The 24,889-nt window shown below is 61.4% G+C and carries 20 protein-coding genes; 13 read left to right on the top strand and 7 right to left on the bottom strand.

What is annotated here, in order from left to right:
- The first annotated feature begins 39 nt into the window (after positions 1–39).
- The 7 genes from ALTER154_RS07335 (at position 40) to ALTER154_RS07305 (ending at position 10,904) form a co-directional block, all read left to right on the top strand.
- Positions 40–1,656 carry an iron ABC transporter permease gene (locus ALTER154_RS07335; protein WP_160085861.1) on the top strand — a complete coding sequence of 539 codons (1,617 nt, stop codon included), beginning with the start codon at positions 40–42 and terminating at the stop codon, positions 1,654–1,656.
- A 170-nt stretch (positions 1,657–1,826) separates the two neighbouring features.
- Positions 1,827–2,909, top strand: a complete 1,083-nt coding sequence (gcvT, locus tag ALTER154_RS07330) for a glycine cleavage system aminomethyltransferase GcvT (protein WP_160085860.1) — start codon at positions 1,827–1,829, stop codon at positions 2,907–2,909.
- 142 nt (positions 2,910–3,051) lie between these two features.
- Entirely contained in the window at positions 3,052–3,441 is a 390-nt protein-coding gene (gene gcvH / locus ALTER154_RS07325) for a glycine cleavage system protein GcvH (RefSeq protein WP_160085859.1), read from the top strand.
- 330 nt (positions 3,442–3,771) lie between these two features.
- Positions 3,772–6,078, top strand: coding sequence for an Orn/Lys/Arg decarboxylase N-terminal domain-containing protein (locus ALTER154_RS07320; RefSeq protein ID WP_160085858.1), 2,307 nt, complete (start codon positions 3,772–3,774; stop codon positions 6,076–6,078).
- A 182-nt stretch (positions 6,079–6,260) separates the two neighbouring features.
- Positions 6,261–8,561, top strand: a complete 2,301-nt coding sequence (locus ALTER154_RS07315) for an Orn/Lys/Arg decarboxylase N-terminal domain-containing protein (protein WP_160085857.1) — start codon at positions 6,261–6,263, stop codon at positions 8,559–8,561.
- A gap of 73 nt (positions 8,562–8,634) precedes the next feature.
- Entirely contained in the window at positions 8,635–9,963 is a 1,329-nt protein-coding gene (gene potE, locus ALTER154_RS07310; protein WP_160085856.1) for a putrescine-ornithine antiporter, read from the top strand.
- Positions 9,964–9,998: 35 nt separating this feature from the next.
- Complete coding sequence (locus tag ALTER154_RS07305; RefSeq protein WP_160085855.1) at positions 9,999–10,904, top strand: amino acid ABC transporter substrate-binding protein; 906 nt, start codon at positions 9,999–10,001, stop codon at positions 10,902–10,904.
- Between the two features lie 49 nt (positions 10,905–10,953).
- Here the strand turns inward: ALTER154_RS07305 and ALTER154_RS07300 are convergent, their stop codons facing one another.
- From ALTER154_RS07300 to ALTER154_RS07290, 3 genes are all read right to left on the bottom strand, one after another.
- Positions 10,954–11,409 (bottom strand): NfeD family protein, encoded by a 456-nt coding sequence (locus ALTER154_RS07300; protein ID WP_160085854.1) that lies wholly within the window; start codon positions 11,407–11,409, stop codon positions 10,954–10,956.
- 3 nt (positions 11,410–11,412) lie between these two features.
- Positions 11,413–12,333, bottom strand: a complete 921-nt coding sequence (locus ALTER154_RS07295; protein ID WP_090250305.1) for an SPFH domain-containing protein — start codon at positions 12,331–12,333, stop codon at positions 11,413–11,415.
- A gap of 124 nt (positions 12,334–12,457) precedes the next feature.
- The gene (locus tag ALTER154_RS07290) at positions 12,458–14,044 is read right to left on the bottom strand and encodes a murein L,D-transpeptidase (RefSeq protein WP_160085853.1); all 1,587 of its coding nucleotides are present in this window, start codon (positions 14,042–14,044) and stop codon (positions 12,458–12,460) included.
- A gap of 160 nt (positions 14,045–14,204) precedes the next feature.
- Here ALTER154_RS07290 and ALTER154_RS07285 point away from each other — a divergent pair, with 160 nt between their 5' ends.
- Complete coding sequence (locus ALTER154_RS07285; protein WP_256665617.1) at positions 14,205–14,873, top strand: murein L,D-transpeptidase catalytic domain family protein; 669 nt, start codon at positions 14,205–14,207, stop codon at positions 14,871–14,873.
- 16 nt (positions 14,874–14,889) lie between these two features.
- Here the strand turns inward: ALTER154_RS07285 and ALTER154_RS07280 are convergent, their stop codons facing one another.
- Together ALTER154_RS07280 and rpiA are read right to left on the bottom strand one after the other, a co-directional pair.
- Positions 14,890–16,674: a GspE/PulE family protein gene (locus ALTER154_RS07280; RefSeq protein WP_160085851.1), complete on the bottom strand. Its 1,785-nt coding sequence runs from the start codon at positions 16,672–16,674 to the stop codon at positions 14,890–14,892.
- Between the two features lie 117 nt (positions 16,675–16,791).
- Positions 16,792–17,466 carry a ribose-5-phosphate isomerase RpiA gene (rpiA, locus tag ALTER154_RS07275; RefSeq protein ID WP_160085850.1) on the bottom strand — a complete coding sequence of 225 codons (675 nt, stop codon included), beginning with the start codon at positions 17,464–17,466 and terminating at the stop codon, positions 16,792–16,794.
- A 159-nt stretch (positions 17,467–17,625) separates the two neighbouring features.
- Between rpiA and ilvA the strand changes: the two genes are divergently transcribed.
- Positions 17,626–19,140, top strand: coding sequence for a threonine ammonia-lyase, biosynthetic (ilvA, locus tag ALTER154_RS07270; RefSeq protein WP_090250291.1), 1,515 nt, complete (start codon positions 17,626–17,628; stop codon positions 19,138–19,140).
- A gap of 26 nt (positions 19,141–19,166) precedes the next feature.
- Complete coding sequence (locus ALTER154_RS07265) at positions 19,167–19,607, top strand: DUF2269 family protein (RefSeq protein WP_160085849.1); 441 nt, start codon at positions 19,167–19,169, stop codon at positions 19,605–19,607.
- A 57-nt stretch (positions 19,608–19,664) separates the two neighbouring features.
- On the opposite strand, the gene ALTER154_RS07260 is transcribed toward ALTER154_RS07265, so the two are convergent.
- Positions 19,665–20,318, bottom strand: a complete 654-nt coding sequence (locus ALTER154_RS07260) for an HAD family phosphatase (protein ID WP_160085848.1) — start codon at positions 20,316–20,318, stop codon at positions 19,665–19,667.
- A gap of 155 nt (positions 20,319–20,473) precedes the next feature.
- Between ALTER154_RS07260 and ALTER154_RS07255 the strand changes: the two genes are divergently transcribed.
- From ALTER154_RS07255 to ALTER154_RS07245, 3 genes are read left to right on the top strand one after another with little or no spacing between them, the layout of a single operon-like run.
- Entirely contained in the window at positions 20,474–20,953 is a 480-nt protein-coding gene (locus ALTER154_RS07255) for an RNA pyrophosphohydrolase (protein WP_090251327.1), read from the top strand.
- A gap of 18 nt (positions 20,954–20,971) precedes the next feature.
- A complete protein-coding gene (gene ptsP, locus ALTER154_RS07250; RefSeq protein ID WP_090250284.1) occupies positions 20,972–23,251 on the top strand; it encodes a phosphoenolpyruvate--protein phosphotransferase in 2,280 nt (759 codons plus the stop codon).
- A gap of 13 nt (positions 23,252–23,264) precedes the next feature.
- The gene (locus ALTER154_RS07245) at positions 23,265–24,134 is read left to right on the top strand and encodes a hypothetical protein (protein ID WP_160085847.1); all 870 of its coding nucleotides are present in this window, start codon (positions 23,265–23,267) and stop codon (positions 24,132–24,134) included.
- A gap of 6 nt (positions 24,135–24,140) precedes the next feature.
- Here ALTER154_RS07245 and ALTER154_RS07240 read toward each other — a convergent pair whose 3' ends face one another.
- A complete protein-coding gene (locus ALTER154_RS07240) occupies positions 24,141–24,887 on the bottom strand; it encodes an NRDE family protein (protein WP_160085846.1) in 747 nt (248 codons plus the stop codon).
- Positions 24,888–24,889: the final 2 nt, after the last annotated feature.

Genomic DNA, 24,889 nt, shown 5'->3' with positions numbered 1-24,889 from the left:
CTTGCGGGGCGTTGTCTTTTCCGCTGTAGAGGACTCTGCGTGGCCCATCCTGCCCAGCGCCGCTGGTACCCCATCGCCTTTGCCGTTGCCTTGCTGGTGCTGCTGCCGCTGAGCGTGCTGATGTTTAGTTGGCACGAGGTCGACCAGCAGATCTGGGCGCACCTGTGGCAAACCCAGTTGCCGCGTCTGCTCGGTAATACCCTGGTGTTGGTCCTCGGTGTGGGCGTGGGTGTGACGCTGCTTGGCGTGAGCCTGGCCTGGCTTACCAGCCTCTGTGAGTTCCCCGGCAGGCGCTGGCTGGACTGGGCGCTGATGTTGCCATTTGCCATTCCCGCCTATGTGCTGGCGTTCGTGTTTGTCGGTCTGCTGGATTTCGCCGGCCCGCTGCAGACCCTGCTGCGCGAGTGGTTCGGCAGTGACGTGCGCTTTCCCCGGGTGCGTTCCACCGGCGGGGTGATCATCGTGCTGGTGCTGGTGTTCTACCCCTACGTCTACCTGCTCGCGCGCAATGCCTTTCTGGCCCAGGGCAAGGGCTTGATGGAAGCGGCACGGGTGCTTGGTCTGAGCCCCTGGCGAGCGTTCTGGCGCGTAGCCTTGCCGATGGCGCGCCCGGCGATTGGCGCCGGTCTGGCGCTGGCCATCATGGAAACTCTGGCGGATTTCGGCGCGGTCTCGGTGTTCAATTTCGATACATTTACCACGGCCATCTACAAGACCTGGTACAGCTTTTACAGCCTGACCAGCGCCACGCAACTGGCCAGCCTACTACTGCTGGCGGTGATGTTGGTGCTCTACGGCGAGCGCCGCGCCCGCGGTGCGGTGCGTCCGGTGAATGAACGTCCGCGCGGCAAGGCGCTGTATCACCTCAAGGGCGGCCAGGCGCTGGCTGCCAGTGCCTGGTGCGGTTTGGTATTCGCCTGCGGCTTTGTTATCCCGGTGCTGCAGCTGATCGTCTGGTTCTGGCAGCGCGGTCGTTTCGATCTGGATGAACGCTACAGCGCATTGATCCTGCACACCTTGTATCTGGGCGCGATGGCGGCGCTGATCACCGTCAGTGTGGCCTTGCTGCTGGCGTTCTCTCGACGTTTAACCCCGACCCGTTTGATGCGCGGCACTGTCGGCGTGGCCAACCTCGGCTATGCCCTGCCGGGTTCGATGCTGGCGGTGGCGATTATGCTGGCCTTCAGTTATCTGGACCGTGAGCTGGTGATTCCGCTGTCTAGCTGGCTGGGCGGTGCGGGCAAGCCGATTCTGCTCGGCAGCCTGTCGGCGCTGTTGCTGGCCTATATGATCCGCTTTATGGCGGTAGCCTACGGGCCGCTGGAAAACAGTCTGGCGCGCATCCGCCCCTCCTTGCCGGAAGCGTCGCGCAGCCTCGGTGTTGGCGGCGTCGGGCTGTTCTTCAAGGTCTACCTGCCCCTGCTGGTGCCGGGTGCGCTGTCGGCGGCGTTGCTGGTGTTTGTCGATGTGCTCAAGGAAATGCCTGCCACCTTGCTGATGCGCCCCTTTGGTTGGGACACGCTGTCGGTGCGGGTGTTTGAAATGACCAGTGAAGGCGAGTGGGCACGCGCTGCGCTGCCGGCCCTGACCCTGGTGCTGGTCGGTCTGCTGCCGGTGATTTTGCTGATCCGCCGTTCGGCGCGCCGTCACGGTTAGCCAAACGGGCCTGCGCGACAGGCTGCCACGTTGGGATGACCGCCCCCGGTGTTGCGGCTACAATGCGCGCCATTCGCAGCGGCCGATCATCTTGATAGCCCGTGCCAGTGCCCGATTGTGTGGGCTCAGCCGGGCTGCCGCTGCACTGCCCAGCCCGCAAGGAGACACTTATGGGACAGCGCACACCGCTCTATGACCTGCACCTCGCTCTGGGTGCCAAGATGGTCGACTTCGGCGGTTGGGACATGCCGTTGCACTATGGCTCGCAGGTCGAGGAGCACCATCAGGTGCGTCGCGACTGTGGGGTGTTCGATGTGTCGCACATGACCGTGGTGGATGTCAGTGGCAGCCAGGCCAAGGTCTATCTGCAACACCTGCTGGCCAATGATATCGAGCGCCTGCAAAGTATCGGTAAAGCCCTCTACAGCGGCATGCTCAATGAGCAGGGCGGGGTGGTGGATGATTTGATTGTCTACCTGACCGACTTTGGTTACCGCGTGGTGGTGAATGCCTCGACCCGCGACAAGGACCTGGCCTGGATGCGCCTGCAGAGCGTCGACTTTGACGTGCAGCTGCAAGAGCGCGCCGAGCTGGCGATGCTGGCCATTCAAGGCCCGCATGCGCGCAGCAAGACTGCCGAGCTGGTCAGTCAATCGCGCGCCAACCTGATTCAGAGCCTCAAGCCGTTCGAAGGCCAGCCCGATGGCGAGTGGTTTATCGCCCGCACCGGTTACACCGGCGAAGACGGCCTGGAGATCATGCTGCCCGCCAGCGAAGTGGTGGCCTTCCTTAATGAGCTGGTTGGTGCCGGTATTTCCCCGATCGGTCTTGGCGCGCGCGATACCCTGCGCCTGGAAGCCGGGATGAACCTTTACGGCCAGGACATGGACGAAAGCGTTACCCCGCTGGCCGCCAATATGGCCTGGACCATCGCCTGGGAGCCGGCCAGCCGTGGCTTTGTTGGCCGTGCCGCGCTGCAGAAGCAGAAGGCCGAAGGCGTTCCCTCCAAGCTGGTGGGCCTGGTGCTGGAAGAGCGCGGCGTGCTGCGTGCGCATCAGGTGGTGCGGGTTGAAGGGGTGGGCGAAGGCGAGATTACCAGCGGCAGCTTCTCGCCGACCCTAGGTAAGTCTATCGCCCTGGCCCGCGTACCGGCGGCGACTCAGGAGCGCGCCGAGGTAGAGATTCGCGGCAAGTGGTACCCGGTGCGGGTGGTCAAGCCGAGTTTTGTGCGTAACGGCAAGGCGCTTATCTAAGCCTTGAGTTAGCCATGGATGGTCGAGAGCGCCCGTTTTGGAGCGGCTCGCTAGGTTTTTAAAGACTTTCTTTCGGTATGGCCAAGGCCTGCTAAATTTCCATGACGGCGTGGTCGCCGTCATGTCAGATGAGGAACGACACATGAGCAATATCCCCGCCGATCTGCGTTACGCCGCCAGCCACGAGTGGGCGCGCCTGGAAGCCGATGGCAGCGTGACCGTAGGCATTTCCGATCACGCGCAGGAAGCCCTGGGTGATGTGGTCTTCATCGAGCTGCCAGAAGTCGGCAAGAGCCTGAATGCCGGTCAGGAAGCCGGGGTGGTAGAGTCGGTCAAGGCCGCTTCCGACATCTATGCACCAGTTTCCGGTGAAGTCATCGCGATCAATGATGGCCTGGCCGACACCCCGGAAAGCGTCAACAGCGATCCGTACGGCAGCTGGTTCTTCAAGCTCAAGCCAAGCGATGCCAGCGAGCTGGACAAGCTGCTGGATGCGGCCGCGTACAAGGCCACAGCCGATAGCGACGCTTAAGCTTCCCGCTTAGCTGCAAAACAAAGCCCCGCCTCGCGGGGCTTTGTTGTTTCTGCGTCTTTGCCCATCCCTCGTAATGGCACTGTGCCGCTCTAGCACGGCTATTCGTCGCACTCAGCTGTTTGTTCGGTCAGAAAGTTTGCGCGGCCCGCGATGCTGACTAGGCTGTTGATCCATGTCACAAGATGTTTCGCCGCTCGGTGCATAGTGCGTTGAGTGGGCATGCATCAATTCCCCGGTTTCTATGCACTAACCCCCCGCACGGTTACTGGATGTCAGGGTATGGGCAGTGCGACTGCATTTGCGCAAAAGGACGATGGAGGCAGGTTGATGATTGGGCGAACCAACAAACCCCTGAAAATGCGCGTGCTGATGGTCGACGATGACCTCGGCAGCCCTGCCAGCATGCGTGGGCGTGTGCTCAACGAGCTGGTCGACGAATTTGCCAGCCGCAATGCCGAGCTGATCAAGGCCACCTCCTACGAGGATGGGTTGGCGGCGGTGATGTCCGATGCGGCGCTGCATTGCATCTGCGTCGATTGGACCCTGGGCAAGAATGACGACAGCTCCCACGCCCAGGCGCTGGAGTTGCTGCGTAGCATTCGCCAGCGCAACGAAAACGTTCCGGTATTTCTGATGGCCGATCGTAATGCCAAGAAGAGCATCACGGTGGAGGCCATGGGGCTGGCCGACGAGTTTGTCTGGATGCTCGAAGACACCGCGCCCTTTGTCGTCGGTCGGGTGATTGCCGCGATCAACCGCTACCTTGAACACCTGCTGCCGCCGTTTACCGATGCATTGCTGCGCTACACCATGAAAGATGAACACTCTTGGGCTGCGCCGGGGCATCAGGGTGGGATTGCCTTTACCAAGTCGCCGGTGGGCCGGGTGTTCTTCGACTTTTTCGGGGAAAACCTGTTTCGCACCGACAGCGGTATCGAGCGCGGCAGCCTTGGTTCAGTGCTCGACCACAGCGGCCCAGTGGCAGACTCCGAAGCCTATGTGGCGCGGATCTTTGGCGCCCACGCCAGCTACTCGGTACTCAACGGCACCTCTGGCTCCAACCGGGCGATCTTTATGGCCTGTGTCGGTGAAAACCAGTTCGCCCTGTGCGACCGTAATTGCCACAAATCCATCGAGCAAGGCCTGGTGCTGACTGGCGGCCTGCCGCTGTATATGACGCCGACACGCAACCGCTACGGGATTATCGGCCCACTGTTGCCCGCGCAGTTCGATGCGCAGCGCATCCAGGCCGCCATCGCCAACCACCCGCTGCGCGCCCAGGCCAAGGGCAGCAAGCCCGTGTATGCCGTGGTCACCAATTGCACCTATGACGGCATGTGCCTGCACGCCGAACGCGCCGAGAGCATGCTGGCGCAGAGCAGTGAGCGCATTCACTTCGATGAGGCCTGGTACGGCTACGCGCGCTTCAATCCGCTGTACCAGGGGCGTTACGCCATGCGTGGCGACCCCGCCAGCCACCCGGCCGATGGCCCTACGGTGTTTGCTACCCACTCGACCCACAAGTTGCTGGCGGCGCTGTCGCAGTCCTCGTTTATCCATATCCGCAACGGCCGCAACCCGGTCGAGCACAGCCGCTTCAATGAATCCTTCGTGATTCAGGCCAGTACCTCGCCGTTGTACGCGCTGTTCGCCTCCAACGAGGTGGGCGCGGCGATGATGGATGGCAACGGCGGCTATAGCCTGACCCAGGATTCGCTGCGCGAGGCGGTGGATTTCCGCCAGGCGCTGGCGCGCACCCACCGCGAGTTCGCCAGCCGTGGCGACTGGTTCTTCCAGCCATGGAACGCGCCGCAGGTCTGCGATAGCAAAACCGGCAAGACGGTTGATTTTGCCGACGCCGATGCCGAGCAACTGGCCAGCGATCCCGCCTGCTGGGAGCTGGAGCCAGGCGCCGAATGGCATGGTTTCGCTGGCCTGGAAAAAGGCTGGTGCATGCTCGACCCGATCAAGGTCGGCATCATGGTGCCGGGCATGGGCGCCGACGGCCAATTGTTGGCGGATGGCATCCCCGCGCCAATCCTCGGTGCCTTTCTCTATCGCAACAACATCGTGCCGTCGCGCATCACCGATTTTATGGTGCTGTGCCTGTTCAGCATCGGCGTGACCAAGGGCAAGTGGGGCACGCTGATCAACGTGCTGCTGGCCTTCAAGCGCCACTACGACGGCAATGTCGCGCTGGAAAGGGTGCTGCCTGATCTGGTCGCCCAGGCGCCTGAGCGCTACCGCGGCATGGGCCTGCGTGACCTCAGCAGCGAGATGTTCGAGTACATGCGCAGCAGCCGCATGGACGCCCTGCAGGCCGAAGCCTTCGGCAACCTGCCGCTGATCGAAACAACGCCACGTGCCGCGTTCCAGGCGCTGCAAGCCGGCGAGGTTGAACTGTTGCCGCTGCAACAGGCAGCAGGTCGGGTTACCGGGGTCGGCATCATGCCCTATCCACCGGGCATCCCGATTGTCATGCCCGGCGAGAACCTCGGTCCGCTGGATGGCCCGTGGATTCGCTACATCCAGGCCCTGCAGGATTGGGGCAACCACTTCCCCGGTTTCGAGAAAGAGGTAGAGGGCGCCGTGCATCAGGACGGCGGCTACCACTTCTGGTGCCTCAAGCGCTAACAGGCTGTTGAAAAACGTTGGCGAGGCAGCCAGCGCAAGGCAAAAACAGGCGAAAAAGCGGAGTTTACGAGTTGTAAATGAGCATTTTGAGTCTGTTTTTAACGCCGCGATGGCAACGCAGGTAGTTTTTCAACAACCTGCCAAGGCTTGGCACCCATCAGGTCTAATACAAGGAGTTCATCATGAGTCATGCGAAAGTGCCGTTGCCGGCATCCCTGGCCCAGCGTTACCCGGTGCTGATTGTGGTCAACACCCTGGAGCACCCGGACAGCATCGTGCTGCGCAGCGCCGAGGCGGTGGGTCGGGCCTTGCAGCAACATGGCCTGGAGGTTGAGCGAGTCAGCTCGCTAGATGACGCGGAAATCGCCTTTCGCGCCGACCCAGCCTATTGCTGCGTCATTCTCGGCTGGGGCTTGTGCGAGGAGAACCTGCCGTTAGCGCTGCACCTGATTCAGCTGATCCGCCAGCGCACCGCACAGCTGCCGATCATGCTCGGCATGAGCCAGGCGCATCAGAGCCGGGTGCCGCTGGAGTTTGTCGAAAATATCGACGGCTTTATCTGGCAGCCAGAAGACAGCCCGGCGTTTGTCGCTGGTCGCATCGAAGCCGCTGCCCGGCGCTACCTGGACAGCATCCTGCCGCCATTTTTTGGCGCCCTGGTGAACTTCGCCGACACCCATGAATACTCCTGGCACACCCCTGGGCATACCGGCGGCACCGCCTTTATGAAAACCGCAGTGGGGCGCAGTTTTCTCGACTTCTACGGCGAGCAGATGCTGCGCTCCGACCTCAGCGTATCGGTGGGTGAGCTGGGCTCGCTGAATGATCACTCCGGGCCGATTGCCGAGGCGGAAAAGAATGCCGCGCGGGTGTTTGGCGCCGATTACACCTTCTTCTCGGTCGGCGGCAGTTCAGCCAGCAACGAGATCGTCCTGCACTCGGCGGTCACCGATGGCGATGCGGTGCTAGTCGATCGCAACTGCCACAAGTCGCTGAACTACGCGCTGAATATGTCCGGTGCGGTGCCGCTGTACCTGCGGCCACGGCGTAACGCCCGCGGGCTGATCGGCCCGGTGCCGCGCAGCGAGCTGATGCCCGAGGCGGTGGCGCAGAAAATCGCCGAAAGTCCGCTGATGACCGACAAACAGGCCCGTCCGGTACTGGCGGTGCTGACCAACTCGACCTACGACGGCCTTTGCTACAACGTGCAGACCACCACCCGCGAACTGAGCCAGAGCGTCGACCGGATTCACTACGACGAAGCCTGGTATGCCTACGCGCGCTTCAATCCGCTGTATGAAGGCCGCTACGGCATGCACCGTGGCGAACGGCATGCCGATGACGCCACAGTGACCGTCACCCACTCGACCCACAAGCTGCTGGCGGCGCTGTCGCAGGCCTCGATGATCCATATCCGTTCGGGCAAGGTGCCGGTCAAGCCGGCGCTGTTCAACGAAGCTTTCATGATGCACACCTCGACCTCGCCGCAATACAGCATCCTCGCCTCCACCGATGTGTCGGCGAAGATGATGGATGATGCCGGCGAGTACCTCACCGATGAGTCCATCGGCGAAGCCATCGCCTTCCGCCAGGCCATGGTGCGTCTGGGTAATGAGGTGCGTAAACGCAAGCCGCAGGATTGGTGGTTTGGCGTGTGGCAACCGGATGAGGTCAACGGCGTGCCTTTTGCCGACCTCGACCCGCAGACGTTACGCCAGGGCGATGCCTGGGTGCTCAAACCAAGCGCCAGCTGGCATGGCTTTGGCGACCTGGGCCGCGATTACTGCATGCTCGACCCGATCAAGGTCACCGTGCTGACCCCTGGGCAGACCTTGGAAGGGCAGATGGAGGCCGGCGGCATTCCGGCGCCGCTGGTGTCGTCGTTCCTTGCCAGCCGCGGCATCGTGGTGGAAAAGACCGAGCCGTATTCGATTCTGCTGCTGTTCAGCCTGGGCGTAACCAAGGGCAAGTGGGGCTCACTGGTCGCCGGGCTGATGGAGTTCAAGAAGCACTACGACAGCAACGCCTCGCTGGAATTGGTGATGCCTGAGCTGGTCGCTAGCCATGGCGAGCGTTACGCCGGCATGGGCCTCAAGGACCTGGCCGACGCCATGCATGCGGACATGCTCGCCTCCCAGCTGCTGCACAACATGGACGCCGCCTTCAGTCTGTTGCCGGATGTGGTGTCATCACCGCGGGCGACGTTTGCCAAGCTGGTGAAAGGCCAGATCGAGCAGATCGCCGTGCGTGACATGCGTGACCGTACCGTGGCCGTGCAGGTTGTGCCGTACCCACCGGGCATTCCGCTGATGATGCCGGGCGAGAAGGCTGGCGCGGACAAGCAAGCGATCATCGATTACCTGCTGGCGATGGAGCTGTTCGACAGCCACTTCCCCGGTTTCGAGCACGACAACCATGGCGTCGAGATTGAGCGCGATGGTCAGGGTGGGCTGACTTACAAGGTCTATGTGGTCAAACAGTAACGCTTAGCCACTCCGGGCCGGCAGCCTTGGCTGCTGGCCGCGCCAGTGCCACGCAAAGAACAAGGAGAGGTCGATGGCTGAGTCAAGCAAGAAGATGAGCCTGGTGGGGCTCACCACCCTGGTGTCGGTCAATATGATGGGCTCCGGCATCATCATGTTACCGTCGAGCATGGCCCAGTTGGGCGCGGTTTCGTTGCTGTCGTGGATCATCACGGCAGTCGGCTCCATGGCCATTGCCTATTGTTTCGCCCAATGCGGCATTTACTGCCACCGCTCGGGCGGTATGTCGGCCTATACCGAGGAAGCGCACGGCAAGTCGGCGTTCTTCCTCTGTTCGTTTCTGTATTTCCTTTCGCTGGCCATCGGCAACGTGGCCATCGGCATTTCTGCGGTGGGTTATCTCACGCCGTTCTTCCCCTGGCTGGGCAGTGGCGCGATTCCGCTGTTTGTCGGCACGGTCGGGCTGATCTGGCTGACCACAGTGGCCAACTTCGGCGGCCCGCGTATCACCGGCAGAATTGGTGCGATCACTGTCTGGGGCGTGATCATCCCGGTGGCGGGGCTCAGCCTGATCGGCTGGTTCTGGTTTGACCCTGCGGTGTTGAAGGATGCCTGGAACCCGCACAGCCTGAAGATCAGCGATGCCATTGCGCAGAGTATTCCGCTGACTCTGTGGGCCTTCCTCGGCATGGAATCGGCGGCGCAGAACTCCGATGCGGTGGAAAACCCCGAGCGCAATGTGCCGCTGGCCTGCCTGTTTGGCACCCTCGGCGCAGCCGTGGTGTATGTGCTGTCGACCACGGTGATTCAGGGCATCGTACCGAATGCCGAACTGGCCAACTCCAGCGCGCCATTTGCCTATGTCTATGCGCAGATGTTCAACCCCTTTATCGGCAACATCATCATGGGCCTGGCTGTCATGGCCTGTATCGGCTCGCTGCTGGGTTGGCAGTTCACTTTGGCGCAAACGGCCAAGGTCACGGCGGATCAGGGCATGTTCCTCAAACTGTTCGGCAAGGTGACGGCGGCCAATGCACCGGTGATCGGCATGATCGTGTGCGGGGTGTTGCAAACCCTGTTGGCGCTTTCGACTATCTCGCCGAACGCCAGCGCGCAGTTCAGCAAGTTGGTCAATCTGGCGGCCGTTACCAACCTGATTCCCTATGTCACGGCGCTCTCCGGGTTGTTGGTGATCATGTACAAGGCCCGCGTCAGCGCGGCGATCTATACCCGCAACGTGGTGGTGCTGATGGTGGCGATGGTTTATTGCTTCTACGCCCTGTATGCCTCGGGCAAGGATGCGGTGTTCGGCGCGATGCTGGTGCTGGCGTTGGGTTATCTGCTGTACGGCTTTATCGCCAAACGCTTTGTTGCCGAGCAACCCGCGCCCGGTAAGGCGTAATGGCCAGTAAACCCTTTGAATCTGGGGATATGGATATGAATCTTCACCTGTGTAATCCGTTCAACCTGCTGCTGGCCTGCCTCCTGGCGCTGTCGCCTGTAACCCACGCCGAGACGTTGCAGCGCATCGAAAGCAGCAACACGCTTAATCTGGGCTACATCGACGACATTGCCCCGTTCAGCAGCCTGCAAAACGGCGAAGTCGGCGGCTATGCGATTGAGCTGTGCGAGAAGGTGGTCGAACAGGTCAAAACCGAACTGAACCTGCCTGCGCTGCAGGTGCGCTATCAGTCTGTGAAGGCGACACAAGGGCTGAGCGCCGTGCGTGACGGTTCGCTCGACCTGCTCTGCTCGCCTAGTGTGGAAAGCCTCAGTCAGCGTAAGCACGTCAGTTTCTCCCTGCCCATCTACACCGCCGGGCTGGCGGTCTTGGTGCGCAAGGATGCGCCCGAGGCTTTGCTCAAGGTGCTCAACGGTGAGGTGGCACACAGCGGACCGACTTGGCGCGCCACGGTCAATCGCGGCTTGGCTAACCATACCTATGCGGTTAAACAGGGCGAAGCGACAGAAGCCTGGATTCGCAAGCAGCAACGCATGCTGGGTGTTGTCGCTAAGGTGGTGACCGTCAGCAGCCAGGAGGAGGGGGTGCAGTTGGTGGCCGAGGGTAAGGCCGATGCGTTCTTTTCTGAGCGCATGGTCCTGAAGAATTACCTGGCCAAGCGTGATGATGCCAGTGATATGCAGGTGCTGGAGCGAATCTACGAATTCGCCCCGGTGGCGATGGCCTTAACGCGTGGTGACGAAGACTTCCGCCTGTTAGTCGACACGGCCCTGAGCAAGGCGCAGCGCTCCGGTGAGTTGGAGCAGATTTACGGTCGCTACTTCGGTGAGCCGGGGGATATGGTCAAGGCGCTGTTCAAGGTGTACGCCTTGCCTGAGTGACAGGCAGCAAACCGGCACTGGGCGTTGTCCGCCAGTGCCGGTTTGCCTGTTAGGCCGATTGCTCGGCTTCGACCCGCAGCACCACACCGTCCTGACCCACCACGCGCACCGGCGTGCCCGCCGGTAGATTCGGGCCGCTGACCAACCACAACGAGTCTCCGGCTTTTATCTTGCCACGCCCCTCATGGATGGCTTCATGCAGGGCAAAGGTGCGTCCCATGAATTCGCTGCCACGCTGGTTCAGCCCTGGCTGGTCGGAAGGCTTGGCGGCGCTGCGTTGGCGCTGCCACCAGAACACTGCGGTGAGTATCGACAGTAGGCCGAACAGGATGAACTGCGCAGCCCAGGGCAGGCCCGGGAAGATAAAGGTCAGCAGGCCGACGCTGGCGGCGGCCAGGCCGATCCACAGCAGATAGCCCCCGGCACCGAACACTTCGAGGATCAGCAGCAGGGTGCCGAACGCCAGCCAGTTCCAGTACGACAGGTGCTGTAAAAAGTCCCACATGGTTTAACCCTTCTTCTCGCCGAAGGTGGCTTTGACAATTTCGCTGATACCGCCAACTGCGCCGATCACCTGGCTGGCTTCCAGCGGCATCAGGATGACTTTGCTGTTATTGGCGCTGGCCAGTTGGCCGAGGGCTTCGATGTATTTCTGCGCGACGAAGTAGTTAACCGCCTGCACGTTGCCCTGGGCGATGGCTTCGGAAACCATGCGCGTGGCTTCAGCTTCTGCCTGGGCGGCACGTTCGCGCGCTTCGGCTTCGAGGAAGGCAGCCTGGCGCTGGCCTTCGGCCTTAAGGATGTCGCCCTGCTTCTGCCCTTCGGCGGTAAGGATGGCAGCGGCGCGCAGGCCTTCGGCTTCGAGAATCTGTGCGCGCTTGATCCGCTCGGCTTTCATCTGCCCGGACATGGCGGCCATCAGATCGGCGGGTGGGCTGATGTCCTTGATCTCGATACGGGTGATCTTGATGCCCCAGGGCGCGGTGGCTTCATCAACGGTGCGTAGCAGCTTTTCGTTGATCGCATCGCGCTGGCCGAGCATGGCATCCAGCTCCATGGAGCCGAGCACGGTACGGATATTGGTCATCACCAGGTTGCGGATGGCGTGTTCGAGGTTGTTCACCTCGTAGGCGGCCTGGGCCGAATTGATGATCTGGAAGAAGCAGATGGCGTCGATCTGCACCGTGGCGTTATCGGCGGTGATCACTTCCTGCGGCGGAATATCCAGCACGTTTTCCATTACGTTGAGCTTGCGGCCGACTTTGTCCATTACCGGGACGATGATGTTCAGGCCCGGCTTAAGGGTGTTGGTGTAGCGACCGAAGCGCTCCACCGTCCATTCAAAACCCTGCGGCACGACCTTGAAGCCCATAAAAACGATGGCGACGGCGAGGCCGACAAAGAGAAAGATGACGCTGCCGATTTCCATGTGGTGTAGCTCCTTGGTGGGTTTTAGTCTGCGGATTAGCTGTTCAGCTATCTAAGCACAGTTGGCGTTGGCACTGCTGTCGATGGCGTTGCAGAGTGTGCCGATCAACGGTCATGGCGGCCGATCAGTGCACGTTTGGCGCCAGCGCTTTGACCAGGCGCATGTCGCGCGCGTAGATGTCCGGGTAGTAGCGCAGTGCACCGTCCTTGCTGGCTTCGACCGTCCAATAGGCAATCAGCAGCGGCGCCGGATGTTGCAGGCGGTATTGCTGGGTTTCGCCGCTGGCGATACGCGTTTGTACGCTGCTCAGCTCATCCGGGGTGAGCAGCCAGGCGAGTAGGGTGTCGACCGCCTCGACCCTTACGCAGCCCGAACTGAAGGCGCGCGGTGCCTTGCTGAACAGCTGCTGGCTGGGGGTGTCGTGCAGGTAGACCGCGAATGGATTGTCGAAGCGCACAGCGACGCGGCCGAGCGGGTTATGGCTACCGGCCGACTGCCGCAGGCGGATCGCTCCGGGGCTTTCCCAGTCAATGCTCTGCGGGTCGAGCAGGTTACCGTCACGGTCGAGAACACTCATCTGATGGCGCTCCAGGTAGCTGATGTCGTCGCGAATAGCCGGCAATTTGTCTTCACGCAGAATGGTCGGCGGCACGGTCCAGGTCGGATTGAGCGTCAGCCGCATAATGCTGGAGGCGAGCAGCGGCGTTTGCCGTTCGGCGCGGCCGACCTGGGTGCGGCTGCGCCAAAGCAGCTGGTTATCGCGCTGCACCTGGATTTCGGCGGCCGCAACATTGATCAGCACTTCGGCCTTGCCCATAGAGTCGGCCAGCCAGCGCAGGCGCTCAAGGTTGGCGCGCAGCTGCTCACGGCGCAGCTGTGGGCTGATATTCAGCTCGGTCAGGCTGGCGGGGCCGAGGATGCCATCTGGGTTGAGTCCGTGGTCGCGCTGAAAATTCTCCAGGGCGCTTTGTGTGGCCAGATCATACGTGCTGCCCAGTTCTTCTAGCGGTACAGCCAGGTAGCCCTGGGCGATCAGGCGTGCGCGCAATGCTGGCAGTCGCGCATCCTTTCCGCCGGGTTTGAGCTGTGCGCCGCTGGCGAGCGTCGTCCACTCCTGCAGCGGCTGCATGCGCTGTTGTGCATAAGCGCTACGCAGCCGCTGGTATTGCACCGTAGCCGGCCGTGCGCTGGCAAAGGCCAGGGACGGCGTATGCAGATGCAGCAGGGCCAGCGAGAGGGTCGCCAGTTGCGGGTCCGGGTTGGTTTGCCCTGGCGCCTGCCACAGCGGTTCCATGCGCTGTTGCAGCAAGCGGCCGCGACGCAGGTGCAGCAGGGCCTGCAGGTAGCTGTGGCTGGTCAGCAGTTCCGCGCAGTCGCGCTGCTCGACAAAACTTTCTGCGACCAGGCTGGGCAGCAGATAGTCACTGGGCTGCAGGCCGTCATCTTCCAATTGCGCCAGCTGTTCGCGCAATTGCAGCAGTTGTTCGCTGTTCTGCCAGGCCGGTTGGCCGTCGCGTTGCGCATAAAAAGCCTGCAGCAGGCCCTGAGCATTCTCGTCTAGGCTTGTCGGTAATGGGCTGCAGCGCTGCATCAATTGAGCCAGCAATGGGCGCAGATCGACGCTGGTGGCGAAGGGCGCATCGGTGGCGTTGGCGACCAATGGCAGGGTGAGCAGGGCGGCGCTCAGGTAGAGTGTGCGTTTTTTGAACAATCTACTGCTCCAGTCCTCGGCCGAAAAGCGGGTTAGCCGCAACCAGTATAGGCGGGCTAGGGGCGGATCTTGTGACAGGACGTCCGAAGGTACTCGAGGTATTTGCGCAATGTTTGGACGTCTTGGCAGGTTCTGCCTGATCGGCTTTTGGCTTTCTTGCATGCCCTTGTCGGCGACTGCAACCGAGCAGGATGACTTGCTCATGGATCTGGCGCAGATTGCCCCCGGGCTCAATCAGCAGGCGCTGCAGCATGCGCTGGCGGCCATGCAGTGCGCGGTCAATCATGGTGCGGATCCGGCTCGCCGCCTTGCGGTTATCGACTATTCGCGGCCTTCCACCGAGCGGCGCTTGTGGATATTCGATCTGCAGCGCAAGCGTCTGCTATTGCGCGATTTCGTCGCCCATGGTCGCAAGTCCGGGGAGAATTTTGCCGAGGCGTTTTCCAATCGTCTGGGCAGCCACCAATCCAGTCTGGGCCTGTTCCGCACGGCGGAAAGCTACCGCGGCAAGCATGGCTATTCCCTGCGTATGGATGGCCTGGAGCCTGGGCTGAACGACCTGGCCCGCGAGCGTGCCATCGTGATTCATGGCGCCGGTTATGTCAGCCCACGCTGGGCAGAGAAGCATGGGCGTATCGGCCGCAGCCTGGGTTGCCCGGCGGTGCGTCCGGAAGTGGCGAGAATGGTGGTGGATCAGCTCAAGGGCGGGCAGTTTCTGTTTGCCTGGCATTCCAATCAGCGCTTGCTGCAAGCCTCGGCTTACCTGCAATGCAAGCCGCAGCGGGTGGCGAGCATCCTCGCCCGTCAGCAGCGTTTGCCGCGCAGCTGAAACTTCATGGCCGCGATTATTTCTGCTCGCTCTGCGGAGTGACCCGCAGCACTTCCTCAATGGTGGTCAGGCCAGCGGCGACCTTCTGCGCGCCAGACAGGCGCAAGCTGCGCATGCCTTCCTTGAAGGCATGTCGGCGCAGCGCGATCAGGTCGGTATCGGCGGTGATCAAGGGCTTCATCGCATCGTTGATCAGCATGATTTCATACACCCCCGCGCGGCCGCGGTAGCCGGTATCGCGGCATTCCAGGCAACCTACGGCACGGCAGGCTTGAGTCGGCAGTGGTGCACTCCAGGGTTTGGTCAGGCTCTGCCAACCGTCTTCATCCAGCGTCTGTGGCGCCTTGCAATGCGGGCATAGAGTGCGCACCAGGCGCTGGGCCATCACACCGAGCAAGGTGGCCTTGAGCAGGTAATGCGGTACGCCCAGTTCGAGCAGGCGGGTGATGGCGCTGGGCGCGTCGTTGGTGTGCAGGGTTGAGAGTACCAAGTGACCGGTGAGCGCGGCCTGAATCGCCATCTCGGCGGTTTCCAGGTCGCGGATTTCGCCGACCATGATGATGTCCGGGTCCTGGCGCATCAGTGCGCGCACGCCGCTGGCAAAGGTCAGGTCGATATTGCTCTGCACCTGCATCTGGTTGAAGGCCCCTTCGATCATCTCGATCGGGTCTTCGATGGTGCAGACGTTGACCTCCGGCGTGGCCAGCTGCTTGAGCGTGGTGTAGAGCGTGGTGGTTTTACCCGAGCCGGTGGGGCCGGTGACCAGAATGATGCCGTTGGGCTGGCTGGTCATGCTCTGCCAGCGTTTCAGGTCATCGGCGGAGAAACCCAGCTGATCGAAGCTTTTCAGCAGCACTTCCGGGTCGAAAATCCGCATCACCATTTTTTCGCCAAAGGCGGTGGGCAGGGTCGACAGGCGCAGTTCGACTTCACCGCCATCCGGGGTCTTGGTCTTGACCCGGCCATCCTGCGGTTTGCGCTTTTCTGCAACGTTCATCCGCCCTAGGCTTTTCAGGCGGCTGACGATGGCCATGGTTACCTGAGGCGGGAATTGGTAGACAGTGTGCAGTACGCCGTCGATACGAAAACGCACGCTGCCCTGTTCGCGGCGCGGCTCAATATGGATATCGCTGGCGCGCTGGGTAAAGGCGTACTGAAACAGCCAGTCGACGATATTAACGATATGCGCGTCGTTGGCGTCGGGTTCCTGATCCTGGGCGCCAAGATTCAGCAGTTGCTCGAAGTTACCGGCCCCGCTGACTTTCATGTCGCCGGCCGAGGCGCCGCTGACCGACTTGGCCAGGCGGTAGAATTCCACGGTAAAGCGCTGGATCTCTGCAGGGCTTGCTACCACGCGTTTGATCGGGCGCTTGAGCACATGAATCAGGTTGGCTTCCCAGCTGTGCACCAGAGGTTGGCTGCTGGCAATGGTCACGCTGTCGTTGTCCACTGCCACGGCAAGAATCTTGTGGCGCTGGGCGAAGGCGTAGGACATCAATGGAGTGATGGCGGCGACATCGATTTTCAGGGGATCAATCCGCAGATAAGGCTGTCCGGATTGTTCGGCCAGCCAGGCGGTAAGATCCTCCAGCTCAAGCTTCTTACCGGGCTTTTTCAAGTCGTCGAGTTGTTGGGCTGCAAGAAACTCCAGCGGGTGCTGCTTATTGTTTACTGCGCTACGGCGAATAGTCAGGCATTGCTCTGCATTGTCCTGATTGGTCCGGCCCTGGGCAACCAGCTCACGCAGCAGATCGGCGAGCTCTAGCTGGCGGTCATGGGCGGACGAGACGAATGCGGACATAAAACTCCCTGACGATCCTGATAACTAAGCAATGCCGGCAGCATGACGCCAAGGGCTCGGGCTGTCTGCCGACTTGATCCATTTTTGCACAGCCGCCAGATATTGCAGCTCCGCGTATCAGGCGCGCTTAAGAGTTTTTACGCCTTCAGCCGTACCCAGCAGTAACAGATCGGCCGGGCGTGCAGCGAACAGGCCGTTGGTGACCACGCCGACGATGGCGTTGATCTGGCTTTCCAGCTCCACCGGGTTGGTGATCGACAGGTTGAACACGTCGAGGATGATATTGCCGTTGTCGGTCACCACGCCTTCGCGGTACACCGGGTCGCCGCCGAGTTTGACCAGTTGGCGGGCGACATGGCTACGTGCCATCGGGATCACTTCCACTGGCAGTGGGAAGGCGCCGAGAACTGGCACCAGCTTGCTGGCGTCTGCGATGCAAATAAAGGTCTGCGCCACGGCCGCAACGATCTTCTCGCGGGTCAGGGCTGCGCCACCACCCTTGATCAGGTTGAGGTACTCGTCGCTTTCATCGGCGCCATCCACATAGAACTCCAGGTCGCTGACGGTGTTCAGCTCATACACCGCAAGGCCATGACCCTTGAGGCGTGCGGCGGTGGCTTCGGAACTGGCCACAGCGCCGTCGAACTCCATCTTGTGCTTGGCCAGGGCATCGATAAAACAGTTGGCAGTGGAGCCGGTACCGACACCGATCACACTCTTTGCGTCGAGTTTGGGGAGAATAAAGTCGACGGCAGCCTGGGCGACGGCTTGCTTGAGTTGATCCTGATTCATCTTTAGGCCTGGAGTGGGAGTGATTGAAAGGCGCGAATTATAGCCTGACTGAGGCGCCAGGGGGCCGCTGGCCGGGAAAACCCTGTGGCTTGTATGGTCGTTCGGCGCGGCGCTGGGGTAGACTCGCTGACTCTCTGAAAAGCCGCCTGCGATCCCGCCATGCTCGAACAGTACGTCAAGAAAATCCTCACCTCGCGCGTCTATGACGTGGCGGTGGAAACCCCGCTGCAAGCCGCTAACCAGCTTTCCGAGCGCCTGGGCAACCAGATTCTGCTCAAGCGTGAAGACCTGCAGCCGGTGTACTCGTTCAAGATTCGCGGTGCCTACAACAAACTGGCGCAGCTTTCGACTGAGGAGCTGGCGCGCGGTGTGGTGACCGCCTCGGCTGGCAACCATGCCCAGGGCCTGGCGCTGGCGGCCAAGGTGCTGGGGGTCAAAGCGACCATCGTGATGCCCAAGACCACCCCGGAAATCAAGGTGCAGGGCGTGCGCTCGCGCGGCGGCAAGGTGGTGCTGCACGGCGACAGCTTCCCGGAAGCACTGGCCTACTCGCTTAAGCTGGTCGATGAGAAGGGCTACATCTATATCCATCCCTATGATGACCCGCACACTATTGCCGGGCAGGGCACCATTGCGATGGAAATCCTCCGGCAGCAACCGGGGGCGATCGACGCGATCTTCGTGCCGGTGGGCGGCGGCGGGCTGATTGCGGGTATCGCCGCCTATGTCAAATACCTGCGTCCAGAGATCAAGGTCATCGGTGTTGAGCCGGACGATTCCAATTGCCTGCAGGCCGCGATGGCTGCCGGTGAACGTGTGGTGTTGTCGCAGGTTGGATTGTTTGCCGATGGCGTGGCCGTGGCGCAGATCGGTCAGCACACCTTTGATGTGTGCAAGGATCATGTTGACGAGGTGATCACCGTCAGCACCGACGAGATCTGTGCGGCGATCAAGGACATCTACGACGACACCCGTTCGATCACCGAACCGGCCGGTGCGCTGAGCGTGGCCGGGATCAAGAAGTATGTGGAGCGTGAAGGCTGCAGTGGGCGCGTTTTGGTGGGTATCGACTCGGGGGCCAACGTCAACTTCGACCGTCTGCGCCACGTCGCTGAGCGCGCCGAACTGGGCGAGAAGCGTGAAGCGATCATCGCCGTGACCATCCCCGAGCAGCCGGGCAGCTTCAAGGCGTTCTGCGAGGCCATCGGTAAGCGGCAGATCACCGAGTTCAACTACCGCTATCACGAAGATAAGGAGGCGCACATCTTTGTCGGCGTGCAAACCCACCCGGAAAGTGACCCGCGTGCCGCGCTGGTTCAGGGTCTGCGCGACCAGGGCTTCCCGGTGTTGGACCTGACTGACAACGAACTGGCGAAGTTGCATATCCGCCATATGGTCGGCGGTCATGCGGCGGCGGTGCCGGATGAGTGCGTTTACCGCTTCGAGTTTCCTGAGCGTCCGGGTGCATTGTTCAATTTCTTACAGAAATTAGGTGGGCGCTGGAACATCTCGATGTTCCACTATCGCAATCACGGCGCGGCCGATGGTCGAGTGGTCGCGGGCCTGCAGGTGCCGCAGGCCGAGCGCCATTTAGTGCCAGCGGCGCTGGAAGCCATCGGCTATCCCTACTGGGATGAGAGCGATAACCCGGCGTACAAACTCTTTCTTGGATAAGCCGGAAACCCGGTAGGACTGAAACAATGGAACATTACCCATTGCTGAAAATGCTGCACATGCTGCCCGGCATCCTCTTACTGGTTGGGGTGTTGGTGCACCTGTTTATGTTATGGAAGGCCTCACGTGGCGGTGATGCCGCCATCTTGCAGCGCAAGCTTAAACGCACCCGCTTGATCAGCATGCCGGTACTCGGCCTGCTGGCCCTGAGCCTGCCGGTAACCGGCTGGTTGCTGGTTGACCTTATCGGTTTGCCGCTGAGCCAAACCTGGCTGCTGCTCAGCAGCGTGCTGTTTGGTGTGTTGATGGTTGCCGGGTTGCTGCTGGCGGGTCGCCTGAGCACCTGGCAAGCCCTTAATGGCGCGCCAGCACCCAAGCGCCTGCTGGGGTTCTGCGCGGCCTATGCCGGGCTGATCGTGTTGTTGTTGCTGGTGATCATGGGGTTGATGGGCGCCAAGCCAGCTTGATCAATACCGCAAATAAAAACGCCGCCTGATCAGGCGGCGTTTTTATTTGCAGCCAGTTTAGCGTAGCGAGATCACCGGCCAGCCGCGCTTTTCTGCTTCGGCGCGCAGGTTTGGATCGGGGTCGACGGCGAAGGGGTGAGTGACTTGCTCCAGCAGGGGCAGGTCGTTCATTGAGTCACTGTAGAAGTAACTGTCGTTGAGGTTAAGGCCGCTTTCCGTCAACCAGCGGTTAAGGCGGGTGACCTTGCCTTCCTTGAAGCACGGCACGTCGGTGGTGCGTCCGGTGTAGCGGCCGTCGGCCATTTCACATTCGGTGGCCAGCAGGGTGTCGACCCCAAGGCGCTCAGCAATCGGCGCGGTGACGAAGCGGTTGGTGGCGGTGATGATCAGCAGCTTGTCGCCGGCTTCGCGGTGCTCGGCGAGCAGCGCTTCGCCCTTGGCGAGAATGATCGGCTCGACGCAATCGCGCATAAATTCACGGTGCCACTGTTCCAGCTGCGCCATTTCCGTGCGGCCGAGGATTTCCAGGCTGAAGTTCAGGTAGTCGGTGATGTTCAGGCGGCCGGCCAGGTAGTCCTGATAGAAGTCATCGTTGCGCGCCTTATAGGCAATCCCGTCGAGGATGCCGCGCTCACACAGGTAATCCCCCCAGGCGTGATCGCTGTCGCCGCCGAGCAGGGTGTTGTCGAGATCGAATAAAGCCAAACGCACGGGAGCACCTTTGATTGCCAGCTACGAAAGGCGGTCAGAATAACGGCTTTTATGGGTCATTCCTATTACGCGCCCCGCTCGCGTTGCTGCTGCCGCGGCCTTTGTGGAACAATGCCCGCATGTCTTAAATTCAGGCGTTTACGAGGTTGTGTGCCGTGATCGATTCCGATGGTTTTCGCCCGAATGTCGGCATCATTCTGACCAATGATGTCGGCCAGGTGCTGTGGGCGCGTCGGATAAACCAGGACGCTTGGCAGTTCCCGCAGGGCGGGATCAATGACCATGAGTCGCCGGAAGAAGCGCTGTACCGCGAATTGAACGAAGAAGTTGGCCTTGAACAGCAGGATGTGAAAATTCTCGCCTGCACCCGGGGCTGGTTGCGTTATCGTCTGCCTCAGCGCCTGGTGCGCACGCACAGCCAGCCGCTGTGCATCGGGCAGAAACAGAAGTGGTTCCTCCTGCGTTTGACTGGCGCAGAGGATCGGGTGCGCATGGACCTGACCGGTAAGCCGGAGTTCGACGGCTGGCGCTGGGTCAGTTACTGGTACCCGCTGGGCCAGGTGGTGACATTCAAGCGCGAGGTTTACCGTCGCGCCCTCAAGGAACTCGCTCCGCGCCTCTTGGCGCGGGACTGACACAGGCTAGAGCCAAGTATGCTCAATACGCTGCGCAAGATTGTCCAGGAAGTAAATGCCGCCAAGGACCTCAAGGCGGCGCTGGGCATTATCGTGCAGCGAGTGCGCGAGGCTATGGGCAGCCAGGTCTGCTCGGTCTACCTGCTCGACCCGGAAAGCAATCGCTTTGTGCTGATGGCCACCGAGGGCTTGAACAAGAAAGCCATCGGCAAGGTCAGCATGGCCCCCAACGAGGGCTTGGTCGGCCTGGTCGGCACCCGCGAAGAGCCGCTCAACCTCGAACACGCTTCTGAACACCCACGCTACCGCTACTTTGCCGAGACCGGTGAGGAGCGTTACGCCTCATTTCTCGGTGCGCCGATCATTCACCACCGCAAGGTGATGGGCGTATTGGTTATCCAGCAGAAAGAACAGCGTCAGTTCGACGAAGGCGAAGAAGCCTTCCTGGTCACCATGAGTGCGCAGCTCGCCGGGGTTATCGCCCACGCCGAGGCCACCGGTTCGATCCGTGGCCTGGGTCGGCAGGGTAAGGGCATTCAGGAAGCCAAGTTCATCGGTGTACCCGGCTCGCCTGGCGCAGCCGTGGGCACCGCAGTGGTGGTCCTGCCGCCGGCTGATCTGGAAGTGGTGCCGGATAAGACCGTCGACGACATCGCCGCAGAGCTGGCCCTGTTCAATGACGCTCTTGAAGGCGTACGCAGCGACATGCGCGCGTTGTCGGCAAGAATGGCCACGCAGCTGCGCCCGGAAGAGCGCGCGCTGTTCGACGTCTACCTGATGATGCTGGAAGACGCCGCCCTGGGTAACGAGGTGGTTAAGGTCATTCGCACCGGCCAGTGGGCTCAGGGCGCACTGCGTCAGGTGATTGGCGAGCACATCAATCGTTTTGAACTGATGGACGACGCCTACCTGCGTGAGCGCGCCAGCGATGTCAAAGACCTCGGTCGACGCCTGCTCGCCTACCTGCAGCAGGCTCGTCAGCAAACTCTGGTGTACCCGGACAACTGCATTCTGGTCAGCGAAGAGCTGTCGCCGGCGATGCTTGGCGAAGTGCCGGAAGGCAAGCTGGTTGGCCTGGTTTCGGTGCAGGGCTCGGGTAACTCGCATGTGGCCATCTTTGCGCGGGCCATGGGTATTCCCACGGTCATGGGCGTGGTCGACCTGCCGTATTCGAAGATCGACGGTATTCAGCTGATCGTCGACGGCTACCACGGTGAGGTGTTCACCAACCCGAGTGAAGTGTTACGCAAGCAATACGCCGAAGTAGTCGAGGAAGAACGCCAGCTGGCGCAGGGTCTTGATGCACTGCGCGCCTTGCCGTGCGAAACCCTCGACGGCCACCGTATGCCGCTGTGGGTCAACACCGGCTTGCTTGCTGATGTAAAGCGCGCCCAGGAGCGCGGTGCCGAAGGCGTTGGTCTGTACCGCACTGAAGTGCCGTTTATGATCAAGGAGCGCTTCCCCAGCGAGAAAGAGCAGCTGGCGATCTATCGCGAGCAGCTGGCTGCCTTCCACCCGCTGCCGGTGACCATGCGCAGCCTGGATATCGGCGGTGACAAGGCGCTGAGCTATTTCCCGATCAAGGAAGACAATCCCTTCCTCGGCTGGCGCGGTATCCGCGTCACCCTCGACCACCCGGAAATCTTCCTCGTACAGACCCGCGCCATGCTTAAGGCCAGCGAAGGGTTGAATAACCTGCGCATTCTGCTGCCGATGATTTCCGGGATTCAGGAGCTGGAAGAGGCGCTGCACCTGATTCACCGTGCCTGGGGCGAAGTGCGCGATGAAGGCACCGACGTGCCGCTGCCGCCGGTCGGTGTGATGATTGAGATCCCCGCAGCGGTCTATCAGGTGCGCGAATTGGCACGCCAAGTCGACTTCCTCTCGGTCGGCTCGAATGACCTGACCCAATACCTGTTAGCCGTAGACCGCAACAACCCGCGCGTCGCCGACCTCTATGACTTCCTTCACCCGGCGGTGCTGCAGGCGCTGCGCCTGGTAGTGGCCGGCGCCCATGCCGAAGGCAAACCGGTGAGTATCTGTGGCGAAATGGCCGGTGATCCGGCGTGCGCCGTGTTACTGATGGCGATGGGCTTCGACGGCTTGTCGATGAACGCCACCAACCTGCCCAAGGTGAAATGGCTGCTGCGGCAGATCAGTCTGGGCAAAGCCCAGGAGCTGCTGGGTCAAGTGATGAACATCGACAACCCACAGGTGATTCACAGCACCCTGCAGCTGGCCCTGCGCAACCTCGGCCTGGGTCGGATGATCAATCCGGCGTCAGATATTCAGGCGTGAGTGCTCGCGGCTCATGCTGACGCTTGCCGCAACCCCCCTGCAATTGCGCCAACTGGCCACGCTGCGGCTGTCGGCAGCCAGCGCATTGGTCTGTCAGGGGCATAGTTTCTGGGTGTTGGCCGACGATGCGCTGGTGCTGCAGCGCTACAGTCTGAGCGGCGACTGGCAGGCCGAGCTGACTCTGCTCCCCGGCGAATTACCCAGCGATGCCAAGCTGCGCAAGCGCCTAAAGCCCGACTTCGAAGCCTTGATGTCATTGCCCGCTGACAGCCTGTTGGCGTTAGGTTCCGGTTCCACCGAACGCCGCTGTCGCGGTTGTCTGATTGAGGCCGGGAATGTGCGCGTGATCGACCTTAATCCCTTGTACCGGGCGCTCGCTGAGCACTTTCAGGACCTGAATATCGAAGGCTGCGTGGTCTATCACGAGCGAGTGCTGCTGGCGCAGCGCGGCAATGGTCGTAGCCGAGAAAACGCCCTGGTGCTGCTCGATTTACCGCAGGTGCTGCGCGATCTAGAAGACGGGCAGTTGAGTGCAGCCACTTTGCAACGCATTGTGCCGCTGCAATTACCGGAGCTGGACGGTGTGCAATTGAGCCTCACCGATCTCAGCGTGGCGCCCAGTGGCGCGCTGTATTTCACGGCATCGGCGGAAGCTACTGATTCCAGCTACCTGGACGGTGCCTGCGTTGGCAGCGTACTTGGGCGGCTGGACGCGCAACTGAATATCGTCGCGCTGAGCCGTTTGGCGCCAGTGGTGAAGATCGAAGGGCTGACCTTTCAGGCCGATGGTCGACCCCTGCTGGTGGCGGATGCCGACGACCCGGCGATTGCCGCGCCGCTGTTTACCTTGGATGAACTCAGCGAACCTGTGCGCAGCGACTGAGCGGCCTCAACAGGGAACGAGCACCTCACCCAGATAACTGCCATGGCTGCCGAACGTGCGTTCGGTGAGCGTGCGGCTGCCGTCGGCATTCACAATCAAGGCGGTGCTGGCGCGCGTGCCGTAGCTGGCGCTGGCAATAAACACGCTGGAAAGCAGGCGTTCGCCGGTTAGGCCGATACCGGTTTGCGGCAGCTCCGCGTCCGCCGCACCGGTGGGGTCGGCCAACAGTTTGAGCAATATCTGTGGGTTGGCTTCATGCAGGCCATCGCTCAGGGCCTGCTTGGCCCGCTGCAGCTTGGGCCAGGGCGTATTCAGGTCGGCATTCGACAGGCCGTGTATGCCTTCCGCCAAAGGCGTTGCGTTCCCGGTATGGGAGTTGAAGTGCCAGAGTTGCTGAGGGTCACCCAGCAGCAGGTTAAAGCCGCTGTAGTGGTGCCGCTGCTCGTGCAGGTCTTGTAGAAATTTTTCGATGCTGCGGTCGCCACTGAGAAAGGCCGCCGGTAGCTCGCCACGAGAGCGGCTGCCTAATGCCTGGCCGGGGGCGCGAATATTGGTCAGTGCGGCAAAGCGTCCGCCCGGACCGACACCCAGCCAGGTACCTCCGGCTTGCAGATCGCGCCCGGCAATCAGTCCCGGTCTGTCGGGCCATTCGGCCAGGGGTTGGCTCGGGCGGGCATAGAACTCATCGCGGTTGGCAGCCACCAGCAGCGGTTGCGCATGACCCGGTCGCCAGGCCAGGACGATCAGGCACATGA

This window comes from Pseudomonas sp. 9AZ (assembly GCF_902506525.1).
Classification (GTDB): domain Bacteria; phylum Pseudomonadota; class Gammaproteobacteria; order Pseudomonadales; family Pseudomonadaceae; genus Aquipseudomonas; species Aquipseudomonas peli.
The sequence above is the reverse complement of the archived record's forward strand: the minus strand, read 5'-3'. Positions and strand labels throughout refer to the sequence as shown.